Source organism: Roseovarius gahaiensis (genome assembly GCF_011601345.1).
GTDB classification, from domain to species: domain Bacteria; phylum Pseudomonadota; class Alphaproteobacteria; order Rhodobacterales; family Rhodobacteraceae; genus Roseovarius; species Roseovarius gahaiensis.
Genome location: NZ_JAAORB010000061.1, coordinates 1 through 10,938 on the forward strand (window position 1 = coordinate 1; position 10,938 = coordinate 10,938).

A 10,938-nucleotide genomic window follows, 5' to 3' on the forward strand; every position below is an offset into this window, starting at 1 on the left:
TGTCTCGCAACAACAATTCAACCAGATACGCCGCCAACCTTCAAATCGCCCAAACACCAGATCCAGTCATAACTCATTTGGCCCAGACATAGACCGCACCGAACAAGACAGGTTGATGCACCAGATAAACCATCAGGCTGTGCTGGCCGGGCCAAGCCAACGCAAGGTGCAGCCCCCTGCCCGAGACGCGCCATGCCGCCAGCCACGTCCACAGGCCATACCGGGTGGCCAGCCGCGCACAGCCCATCCCGGCCAGAAAAACGCCTGTCCAAGGGAAAACAGGCTCAAAATCCATAGCCGGGCGCGGAAATTGCGCCAAGCCCAGCCATATGGGCCGCTGCAGATACCAGCCGTTGGCCTCGGCCAGCCACGGCACCGCCAATACAAGGGCCGCAGCCGCCAACGTGACACCGGCGGGCAAGCGCAGAAACACCAAGCCGATCACGCTGGACAATGCGATCGCGTGTAAAATTCCGAAATATACGAAAAATTCCGGCGCCATCAGCCATGTCACAAGGCTGACCGCCGCGGCCGCCAGTGTTACAACCGCCAGCCGCCGCAAAAACGCCCGTGCGCGCAGCCCCTGATCATGCGCCAAAACAAGGCTGACACCGGCGAGAAACAGAAAACTCCCCGCAACCAAGCGCGCCAATTCTTGCCACGCGCCTTGCGTTGCTGTGCCCGGCGGCAATGCCCCGAACAAGGCCAAATCATAGGTGAAATGGTAGATCGCCATGCCCAACAGGGCCAAGGTGCGCGCGTAATCCACAGCGGCGATCCGGGCCACAGGGCGGCTGCATTTAGCCCCTGCTCCACTTGCCATCGGCCTACAACCCCGCGCCCGGCCCTGTCGGTTTGAATTCTATGATCATCGTGCCGTTTTCGTCGCTTTGATCGGCAACCACCTGCCGCGGAATGCGAATTTCGGGCGTGCGGTCTTCGTCACCTGTGCGCCAAGGACGATCGGTGATCACGCAGCCGGCCTCGGCCCCGGCATAATCGGCACGCGGGCTGACTTCGGGCATGAACACCAGCCCGCGCGCCAATGTCTCATTCCCCAAGCTTACTGCGGCCGTTCCCAGCACCTTGCGCTCCACATGCTTGGTCAGAACCGATTGCTGACGGCTTTGCGCCCAGACACCGCACAGCATGGTGCGGCCCTCTTGGTTGCGCAGGTCGGCGGCCACGGTAATGCCGCCACCGCTGGTATAGGTGCCACCGCCCAAGGCCGGGGACGGGCCCAAGCGGGCCACGGCCTCGGGTTCCAGCGGAACGCAGCCCGCCAAGGCGATCAGACAGACCGCAGACACCGCTTTGCGATAGCTCATGGCGCAGTTCCTTTATCGGCACAGGTTTCAGATCGTTTGCATGATATCCTAGCCCAATATCGCGCGCCTGCAAACCATGCCGCAGATCAGGTTTGGGCGGCGAACTCGGCCGTGTCCTTCAACATCTCGGGATACCACTGCTCCAGCACCGGCAGAAACGCCTCGCGCAGGCGGCCCACCTGCGCCGGGGTCAGATCATCACGCCAAACACCGGCCCGGCCCTTGGCAAAAAACGCCTCCATGCCCGGCGGACGCTCCCCAAAGCCAAGCGTTTCCTCCTGCTTTTTCATCGCGTCAAAGCTGGTGGATTTGATGGCATAGGCCAGTTTTTTGCTGTCCACGTCGACCTTCAGGAACTTGCCCAAAAGCGCGCGCATGGTGGGGCCGGGTTTGGTGAGCAAATCCTCGTAGCGCACAACGTGCAGCGGCAGGCCAGGGGCCTGCGTCCAGACGCTCAGATGATTGCCCCAACTGCCCAGAAACTCGAAAATACCCTGATCAAACTTGGTCATCATCTCGGGGTTCAGCATCATGTCGATCGCGGTATCAAGATCGCATCGCTGATGGCGGGCAAAAGACGGGGCCAGATCGAACGGGTTGCGCATCACATAGATCGCGGCGGCGGTCACCTCGGGCGGGATCACATCCTGATCGAACAGACGGATCGCCTGGCAATGGGTCTTGACGAAATGATGGTTGGGCTTTGACGCCGCAATCAGGCGCAACGCCTTGGTGCGCATTTGCATCCAGTCTTCGACACTGTCGGTCACGAACGGCGTGCCACCATTGGCGCGGGCAAAGAAATCCTTGCGGATATCGCCCGTGGTGAACTGGCGCAGATTGTTGATATCCGGCGCCTGCCCCTTGGGCATGAAGTAATGCGCCAACAGGCTGCGCATCCATGTGTTGCCCGATTTAGGGTAGCTGGCCAGCCAGATGATGCGTTGCAGATTACTCATCCCAATATCCATATTTTTTCATGACATCGCGGTTGCCGCGCTTGATATCCTTGATCACCCGGCGGTTCAGTTCGTCTTTCCACTGCCCGCTTTGGCCTTTGGCAAAGAACGTGTCGGTATATTCCGAACGCTCAATAAACGCTTGCTCGCTTTCTTGGCGCTTCAGCTCGTCAAAGCTGCAATGCTTGATCGCCCGCGCCAGTCGGTCTTGATCGACCGACATGCCGAAATGCTGCACCACCTTGGTAAACTCGACCTCTGGCTGGGCCAACATATCCTCGTAACGCAGCACCAGCACCGGATAGGGCAAGGCCCGCGTCCAGCTTTTCACATGGTCCGACCATGACCCCATGAAGGTGGCCACGTTCTTTTCATACGCCCCGGTGCCGTTATGCGGGTGGCAAATGTTATGTGCGGCGTCTTCGACGGTCAGGCCGAAATGGCGGGCATAGCTGCTGACCATGTCGAGCGGGTTGCGCATGATATAGATCGCGCTGCGTGTCACCTGTGGCGGGATCAGGTGGATGTTATAGACATGATGGTTGATGTTGTGGGTCTTGACCAGATTGACATCGGCGTTGTTCGCCACGATCCCGGCCAGAACCCGACCGCGCAGTTTGACCGACAGTTCGGTATCGTCCAGATCGAACGGGCCACCGGCCACACGTTGATACATCCAAAGGATATTATCGCCGAGGCCGTATTTGTAGATCTCGTTGATGCTGACGGGCGTTTGCGCGTTGGACAGGTAATTGGCCAGAAACGCCCGCACCCATGTGTTGCCCGATTTGGGATAGCTGGCCAGCCAGACAATGCTGTTCTTCATGATGACCCGTGTTTTTGGTGTATGTCACGCGGCGCGCCGCCACAGTTGCGGCCCGTTCTAGGCGAAAATCCGGTGGTCTGAAACAAGAAAGAGCGGGCACAAGGCCCGCTCTTCCCTTCAAGTTCGCCGTAACTTCAGATTAGAAGTTCAGGCGGATACCTGTACCGACAGCTGTCGATTCAACCTTCAGCTTGGACACGCCGGTACCGAATGCGTTCAGAGCACCGCTTTTACGCGAAGTTTCCGACTGGATCGCGTAGATGCGCCATGCCACACCAGCACCCAGTTCACGCTCTGCGCCGATCTGGTAGGCTTCGTACTCATCTTTAACGTTGGCGGCTGCGCCGCTGGCGATGTTCGCAACGGTTGCTTCACCCTGGTAGGTGTCGAAACCAACAGTCCACGGACCGGCCAGATCGTAGGTGGCACCAAGGCTCCAGCCTTCGTTGTCGCCGATGCCAAACTGTGCGCCAGTTTCGTTCTCAGCATAGCTACCACCAAAGGTGAAGCCAGCAACGGCCATGCGTCCGCCAACAGCCCATGTTTCCGGGTCGCCGGGCTGAGTAGCATTAACCGAGTAAACGTCGTCAGACGTGTCCGCAATACCATCGGGACCATTGTTGACGAATGTCTGGTCCGTGCCAGCATCGCCAGTACCCCAGCGTGCGGACAGGGTCATGTCAACATTGCCAAAAGTCTGGCTGTAGTTCACACCGATGTCGAAGATGTCATTGGTTGCGACGTTACGATCAACAAGGCCCGAGTTGACAACGTTGGTGTTGCCGGTCGGTGCGTAGCTCACACCAGCAGTGAAACCATTGAAGCTGGGCGTGTAGTAGCTGATACGCGCAGTGTCGTTGTTACCAGCGACCTCAGTGAAGGACGAGCCAAACGCGGTGCGGCCCTGACCTGTGCCAACCGGCGAGAACGCAATGGGATGGAACGCTGTCGCCGAGGGCGAGTTGATGCCGTAGCCAACCGAAGGTGCGCCAGTGCTCAGCTTGTAACCAGCCGAGTTTTCCGAACCCACTTCGACGCGACCCATCGTGTCGCTTTCGATGTACATGTACGATTCATCGATACCGTCAGCACCACCGCCTGCGTTGGCCGCTTCCATTTCGACGACCACACCAAAGGTCATGCCGTTGTCCAGCGTGACATTGGGTTTGAAGTGGATTTCACCGTTCTGGTGGATGTTGATGCCGTCCAGATCAACGTTCGAGGGGATGTTGTTGCCCGATGCGTCGTTGTACAGGACGTCCATGTTGTAGTAACCGCCCCAGTCCAGGTTCCATTCCTGGGCCGTAGCAGCACCACCAACCATTGCGATAGCGGCTGTAGTAGTGAGAAGTTGCTTTTTCAAGGTATTCCTCCATCAAGCAGGAAGTTTCATGTTCCACCGCAGCCCAGATCGGACACGGCATGGAAAGGAAATGCGCCAAACACCCCTTTGGTGTCAACGAACCGGCCAAGCGCAAAGGCGTTGTTGTCTATTATGTGACGTTTAAACCACACACCCTTTTGGCCGCTTTGCAGATTTCCAGTGAAATAAGGGGAAAGCGTTTTTTTGTCAGGCTTTACAGGCGGAAACCCGCCACTGGTGGCGGGTGGGCGCGCGGTGTGTTTTGGCCTGCCTGCGGGGTTTGAGCGCCCGCACACCGCAGCCCTGAGTCGCCGTCTGATCGGCACCGCAGAAGCACGAAAAAGCCGGGCACCTTAATGCCCGGCCTGCGTGTTTTCGACTGTTTGCGTTTGGTCCCGCTACCCGCCGTAGACCAAGCCCGGTAGCCACGTGATGATCTGCGGGAACAGCATACATGCGACCAACCCCACAATCTGCAAGAACAGGAACGGCAGGGCCGATTTGAAAATGTCGCTCATCGGAATTTCCGCAGGCGCAACGCCGCGCAGGTAGAACAGGGCGTAGCCAAAGGGCGGCGACAGGAAGCTCATCTGCATGTTCACCAGATAAAGCACGCCGAACCACAGCACCAGATCACCTTCCGAGCCAAGCCCGAACGCCTGCGCGCCAAGCGCCTTGATGATCGGCACAAAGATCGGAACCGCCAGCAACAGGATGCCGACCCAATCCAAGAACATCCCCAAAGCCACAAGGATGATCTGCATCAAGATCAAGATGCCCCACGGCCCCAGACCAAGGCCCGTCATCGTGCTTTCAACAAATTCCTGCCCGCCTTCCAGCACATACAGCCCCACGAAGATGGTCGCGCCGAACATGATCCAGATCACCATCGCGCTGGCCTTGAGCGTGGTCATGCAAGCCTCGCGCACCGTGGCCCATGTCAGCTTGCGATGAATGGCCGCCACGATGAACGCGCCGAAGGTGCCGATGCCTGCCGCCTCGACCGGCGTCGCGATCCCGGCAAAGATCACGCCAAGCACCACGGCAATCAACGTCAGCGGTGCCGCCATGTTCCCCAAAAGACGCAGCTTTTCGGCCGTGCTCACACGCTCTTCTTCGGGGATCGGCGGGCCTTTGGCCGGATCAATGTAGCACATCGCCGAGACGTAGAAGATATACATCCCCGACAACAACAGGCCGGGCAGGACCGCGCCGATGAACAGCTCGCCCACCGATTGCTCGGCCACCACGGCGTAAATGATCGCAAGGATGGACGGCGGGATCAGGATCCCCAACGTGCCCCCCGCCATGATCGAGCCCATGGCGATCTTGGGATCGTAATTGCGCTTGAGCATCGCCGGCAGCGCGATGATACCCATCGTTACAACCGCTGCGCCAATCACGCCCACCATGGCCGCAAGGATTGTCGAGGCGATGATCGTGGCCGCCGCAAGGCCACCTTTGACCCCGCCAAGCAGTTTGTAGATCACATCGAACATCTCGTTGATGATCCCTGCCCTTTCCAGCATGGCGGCCAAAAAGATGAACAGCGGAATGGCCGATAACTGATAGTTCGTCATCAGCGGAAAGATACGCGACGGCACGATGTTCAGGGTCTGGGAATCGCCCAGAATGAACAGGAACACACAGGCCAGACCGCCCGTCACAAAGGCCAGCGGAAGCCCCGCCATCAGCAACACCACAAGGCTGCCAAACATCAGCAGCGTCAGCCAGCCGATTTCCATTTCAAGTCCCATCGGTCAGGCTCCTTGCAGGCTGTTGCGGACGATCATGATGTCCTGTGCCAATTTCGCGATTCCTTGCAGTACCAGCAGCACAGCGCCCACAACGATAGCCCATTTGAAAGGCCAGTAGGCGATTTGCCACTCGGAGAACGACACTTCGTTCACCACGGTTGCGTCCATGGCGAAAATCCATCCGGTCGCCAGCAGCGTGCCCGCGAAGATGAAGAAAAAGATCGACGTGAACAGATCGACCAGTGCTTTGCGCAAGGGCGACCACGCCGCATAGAACACGTCCACCTTGACATGCGCGTCAGTCAACGCCGCATAAGCACCGGCGATCAGGTATTGCATCCCAAACATCAGATACATGCCTTCGTGCACCCAGATCGACGGCGAGTTGAAGACATATCGCGCCACGACCTCAAAGTAGTAGGCAAACACGGCGATCACGGCCCAGTAGGCAACGAATTCACCTGCGTAAAACGCCAGACGGTCAATCGCACCGATAAAACCGGTACCAATATGATGCTCGTCGCGTTTGACTTCGTCTTCCTCGATCTGCTCCAGCCTTTGGGCGGCTTCGTGCTCGATCTCGATCAAACTACCGGGCGCATCGGCCTTGGCGGCCTCTTCTTGCGCAAGGCGCTCGCGGGCGCGGCGCACCATGCCCGGCAGCAACACGGCGTCAATTGCAATCAGGGCGCAAATCACCAGAAAGGTGTAATAGGCCACATTTGACCAAAAGGTCCGCGCCTCGCTGGCCTCGGTCAGTGCCGGGCGTGCGGCCTCAAGATCGGTGCGCGACCGCTCCAGACGGTCAGTGTCCGCCGCAAGCGTGTCTTGCGCTTTCTCCAACGCTCGTTCGGCCCGCATTTGCGCGAAACTGCCCTCTTCGGCCTCGGCCAGATCGGCGCGCAGCTGAGCCAGTTTTTCATCGGCCCCGCTGACCTTGGGTTCAAGACGGGTTATCACGCGCTGTGCGCTGTTCACCACATTCGATGCCTCGGATTCCACCTCGCGCGCATCGCGGCCCTGCCCGTTGGCAAACAAGATCAGAAAAAACAATGGGATAAAGATCAGCCCCCACATGTTGCGAAGATACAACCGATGCAGGCCCAAAAGCCCGCCGGTCAGCAAGATAAGATAAGCGATCGGGGTCGAATACCCGCTGGTCTGCGTCCGCCGTGCCATGACCATGGCAACTAGAGGAAAGACGATCAGCGTGCCCCAATACAGCCAATGCGGCAGTATGAAGTCGATGCTGGGCATATTGAATGTTCCGTGCAAAGTGTCGGATGACATGGCACGCCCCCGGGGTCACCGGGGGCGTCTGTGATGGTCAGTCAGGGGTCGGATCAAAGATCCAGTGTCTGCCCCTCGATCATCTCTGGGGTCACGTAACCAAGCGAGCCCGACATCATGTAATCCAGATGAATTTTGAACACGCGCGCCGCGTCCTTGTCGCGGTTGGCATATTTGTACCAGATCGGCACAGCCACCTCGGTCATGATTTCGACATCGGTTTGGCTCAGACGCGTGACCTCGGTCCCGTCCGCCTCGAACTTGGCCCATGCTTCCTGATCCGCTTTCTGAATCGCGGCATGATGCATGTCGGAATAGGTATGCACTTCCATTTCGACAAACTGCTTCATCTCGTCGCTCAGGGCGTTCCAGCTATCCATACCAACGGTCAGATCCATGATGTCGACCGGCTGATAGACCGACATAAAGCCCGGAGGGCCCATCGAGATGTAATCGGTGACTTGGCTGAAGCCGAGGGCATAGTTTACCGCCGGGCCAACATAGTCGGCCACGTCGATGGTGCCTTTTTCCAACGCCGGGAAGATTTCCGAACCGGGCAGAAGCGTGGTTTTCGCACCAAGCGCCGAGAACAGCTCGGCAACCATACCGCCGGGCGCACGCATCTTGCGGCCCGCGAAGTCGTCCACCGACCGAATCGGCACCTTCGAATGGATGACGTTCGGACCGTGATGGATGGGGCCGACGAAATGCATGTTTTGCTTGGCATACAATTCGCGCGCCAACTCAAGCCCACCAAGACCGTAATAGAAGGTGTCAAACTCATGCGGATTGCGCAGGCCCATCGGGTAACTGGTCAGGAACATCGCCGCCGGAATGATGCCCTGAGCATAGATGGTAAACGGGTTGACGGCATCCAGAACACCGTTCTTGACGGCGTCGTATAGTTGAAAATCCCCGACAACATCATTGGCGCCGAACGAGTCAAAGGCCAATTCGCCGCCAGTTTTTTCGACGATGGAGTCCGCCCAATCCTTGAAAATTTGCAAGCCAATGCCACCCGGCCACGAGGTCTGCACCTTCCACGTGGTGGTTTGCCCTTGGGCCGTGGCAAGAGATGGCGCGGCAAGGCCAGCAGCGCCTGCCGTGGCCAAGCCGCTTAGCGCTGCGCGGCGTGAAATAGGTTTTTTGGTCATTTTTTCCTCCCTTTGGTCCGGCACGCACGCGCCAGACCGTCCTCCTTGAACAAGATCGACAATAATAAACACTTTGCGAATTGGTAAAGTGTTTTCTCCAATTACTGGCCTTTCAACCCATTGTGCATTTTCTGGTTGTTTTTATCCGTTCAAAATCAACGGTTTGGAAAATCACTTCTGACTGCACGCCACTTGACGTCCGGCGCAATTGAGCGGGCATCCGCAGCGCACCAGCCCCGACTCGCCCTTTCATATCGACCCAAAAAGACATTCAACTCTTGTGCAAAAAACTATCGACACCATCGCGCGACTATGCAACTAAGCATCCGCACCAAGATCTTCGCGCGGCAACATCCCGACGCCAAGATCGGCCCCTATAGCTCAGCTGGTAGAGCAACTGATTTGTAATCAGTAGGTCGGGAGTTCGAGTCTCTCTGGGGGCACCATAAAAATCAATAACTTAGCGTGTAAGGCCTTGCATTAAATGTAGTGCAAGCGAGACATTCAGCGAGACAAGAGTGCGTTGATTAGCGGCGTGGGTGTCAAAGACCTACCCCCTGAAATGCCACCTGAGTTTTAAATCTGAAACGTTTTGCGGGACTTTGAAAAGAGCGCCGTAGCTCGCGCATTGATAGCCTCACCGGCCCTAAGCCCAGTTAGCCATGCCGCTGGCAGAGCCCCTAACCCGTACAACGCGCCAGCCAACTGCCCTGTCACTGCTCCCACGGTATCCGCATCGTCACCCAAATTAACCGCGAGCAAAACTGCCTCTTCAAAAGAAGACGTGATGGCCACTGACCACAAGGCGGCTTCTAACGTGTGAATCACATACCCTGTTGTCTGTATTTCGTGACGATCTTTGTGTTCCCATGCACGACCAACGATTTGCTGCATTTCAGGGCTGCAACCAGCCGCAAGGTCAACTGCGAGCGCGTCATTCCAGTCCTGCCCTGCGATCAGTCGTGTCAGAACAAGCGCCAAGTAAGCGCAAGCTTCATCTGACAACGACGAGCAATGCGTGGCTTGGCTCTGCTCAACAGCCACCTGCTGTGCCCTCAATGGGTCTTGCCAGTACAATATGGGAACCGGAGCCAACCGCATGATGGCACCGTTGCCATCTGCCTTTGCGCCAAAGCGCGTTGCTTTCACTGCCCCCGTGCGTCGGTAGTTGCCCAAAGTCCTTAGCGTGTTCTGGCCAATGCCAACCGCGACACCGGTACTGCTGTTTTCACCTTTTTCTGCCCAGCGGATAAAACGGTCCAATAAGTCCGAACAAACCAACGAGCTGTCGGCTAGTAGACTGTCAGCCAAGCACAGCGCCATTGCCGTATCATCAGTCCACGCGCCCGCTGGCAGGTTGAATTGCCCACCAGCGCGCATGCCAACCACTGGCTCAAACGTATCCCGTCTGCAAAACTCGACAGGTGCGCCCAGCGCGTCACCGACAGCCAAGCCGACTAGACAGCCGACAGAAGCGCTCTTGGGGTCTATGTAATTCATGATACCAGCATTATTTGAATAGCTTTCGGAGAGACGGTTTGTGTGGTGCGTATGGCCTGATAACGTGCGAAGCAACACAAACAACTCGGGGAGAGCAAGTGTCATGGCTAGAAGCATTATAGCCGCCTTGTCAGTCATGATCGTGACGTCTGTGCCCGCCTATGCGCAAGAACTCGTTGCGCAAATCTTTGAGCACTACCAAACTGAATGCAATGAAATGCAGCCTGACCTTCCAGCGATTGACGAGGACATCAGCGACCAGGGACCTCCAGAGCTCCGCCCCTTGGAGAGCACTGTCTATGACATCCAGCTGACGCCAAATGGAAAAACAGGCACGGTCGTGTATCCGGATTTTTGGTGCGAAAACGCCGGCCATCCTTTCTGCGGCACAGGCGGATGCGGTTTTTACATCATCGTAGACGATAAAGTCTTTGAACGCCAAGGCGGACATCGACCTCATTCAATCGCCTCTGAAAAGGGTGTCTATGTGATCATCCCAATCCATGGAAGTGGATGCGAAGACAGCACCGGCCAAAGTGGGGCTGGCGCTGATAGCTGCTCGGTCGTAGCAATCTGGGATGACAAAGCAGAGACGTTCCACAGTGTGCGGCAAGAGTTACGTCAAAGCGATGTAGCACGGCGATGACGGCAATATCTGCGAAGGGAAATAGCAACGACAAATGCTTTAGAGCGTGTCGCCCCTGATCAGATTCAGGATTCCCATGATGCTTGCTTTGTGATTCCATGCTTTTGAGGCATAT

The 10,938-nt window shown here is 57.2% G+C and carries 10 protein-coding genes and 1 tRNA gene; 2 read left to right on the top strand and 9 right to left on the bottom strand.

Annotation, left to right across the window (positions count from 1 at the left end):
- Positions 1-73 precede the first annotated feature (73 nt).
- The 8 genes from HAT86_RS16130 to dctP form a co-directional block, all read right to left on the bottom strand.
- A complete protein-coding gene (locus tag HAT86_RS16130) occupies positions 74-787 on the bottom strand; it encodes a heparan-alpha-glucosaminide N-acetyltransferase (RefSeq protein ID WP_167200271.1) in 714 nt (237 codons plus the stop codon).
- Between the two features lie 40 nt (positions 788-827).
- A complete protein-coding gene (locus HAT86_RS16135) occupies positions 828-1,328 on the bottom strand; it encodes a hypothetical protein (RefSeq protein WP_167200274.1) in 501 nt (166 codons plus the stop codon).
- Positions 1,329-1,414: 86 nt separating this feature from the next.
- On the bottom strand, positions 1,415-2,287 hold the full coding sequence (locus HAT86_RS16140; protein ID WP_167200277.1) for a sulfotransferase domain-containing protein: 873 nt from the start codon (positions 2,285-2,287) through the stop codon (positions 1,415-1,417).
- Entirely contained in the window at positions 2,280-3,113 is an 834-nt protein-coding gene (locus HAT86_RS16145; protein ID WP_167200280.1) for a sulfotransferase domain-containing protein, read from the bottom strand. The genes HAT86_RS16140 and HAT86_RS16145 overlap by 8 nt, the downstream gene beginning before the upstream one ends.
- 139 nt (positions 3,114-3,252) lie before the next feature.
- Positions 3,253-4,476: a porin gene (locus tag HAT86_RS16150; RefSeq protein ID WP_231125947.1), complete on the bottom strand. Its 1,224-nt coding sequence runs from the start codon at positions 4,474-4,476 to the stop codon at positions 3,253-3,255.
- Positions 4,477-4,874: 398 nt separating this feature from the next.
- Entirely contained in the window at positions 4,875-6,233 is a 1,359-nt protein-coding gene (locus HAT86_RS16155; protein ID WP_167200283.1) for a TRAP transporter large permease, read from the bottom strand.
- Positions 6,234-6,236: 3 nt separating this feature from the next.
- Entirely contained in the window at positions 6,237-7,490 is a 1,254-nt protein-coding gene (locus HAT86_RS16160) for a TRAP transporter small permease subunit (RefSeq protein ID WP_167200286.1), read from the bottom strand.
- An 86-nt stretch (positions 7,491-7,576) separates the two neighbouring features.
- A complete protein-coding gene (gene dctP, locus HAT86_RS16165) occupies positions 7,577-8,677 on the bottom strand; it encodes a TRAP transporter substrate-binding protein DctP (protein ID WP_167200289.1) in 1,101 nt (366 codons plus the stop codon).
- A gap of 370 nt (positions 8,678-9,047) precedes the next feature.
- On the opposite strand from dctP, the gene HAT86_RS16170 reads away from it, so the two are divergent.
- Positions 9,048-9,123, top strand: a tRNA-Thr gene (locus HAT86_RS16170).
- A gap of 130 nt (positions 9,124-9,253) precedes the next feature.
- On the opposite strand, the gene HAT86_RS16175 is transcribed toward HAT86_RS16170, so the two are convergent.
- Positions 9,254-10,315, bottom strand: a complete 1,062-nt coding sequence (locus HAT86_RS16175; protein ID WP_167200292.1) for an ADP-ribosylglycohydrolase family protein — start codon at positions 10,313-10,315, stop codon at positions 9,254-9,256.
- On the opposite strand from HAT86_RS16175, the gene HAT86_RS16180 reads away from it, so the two are divergent.
- Entirely contained in the window at positions 10,314-10,823 is a 510-nt protein-coding gene (locus tag HAT86_RS16180; protein WP_167200295.1) for a hypothetical protein, read from the top strand. The genes HAT86_RS16175 and HAT86_RS16180 overlap by 2 nt on opposite strands.
- The last annotated feature ends 115 nt before the right edge of the window (positions 10,824-10,938 follow it).

Coding starts and splice junctions, on each gene's coding strand:
- HAT86_RS16135 (WP_167200274.1), bottom strand. CDS start 1,328: ATGAGCTATCGCAAAGCGGTGTCTGCGGTCTGTCTGATCGCCTTGGCG.
- HAT86_RS16145 (WP_167200280.1), bottom strand. CDS start 3,113: ATGAAGAACAGCATTGTCTGGCTGGCCAGCTATCCCAAATCGGGCAAC.
- dctP (WP_167200289.1), bottom strand. CDS start 8,677: ATGACCAAAAAACCTATTTCACGCCGCGCAGCGCTAAGCGGCTTGGCC.
- HAT86_RS16180 (WP_167200295.1), top strand. CDS start 10,314: ATGATCGTGACGTCTGTGCCCGCCTATGCGCAAGAACTCGTTGCGCAA.
- HAT86_RS16140 (WP_167200277.1), bottom strand. CDS start 2,287: ATGAGTAATCTGCAACGCATCATCTGGCTGGCCAGCTACCCTAAATCG.
- HAT86_RS16160 (WP_167200286.1), bottom strand. CDS start 7,490: ATGCCCAGCATCGACTTCATACTGCCGCATTGGCTGTATTGGGGCACG.
- HAT86_RS16175 (WP_167200292.1), bottom strand. CDS start 10,315: ATGACTGACAAGGCGGCTATAATGCTTCTAGCCATGACACTTGCTCTC.
- HAT86_RS16155 (WP_167200283.1), bottom strand. CDS start 6,233: ATGGGACTTGAAATGGAAATCGGCTGGCTGACGCTGCTGATGTTTGGC.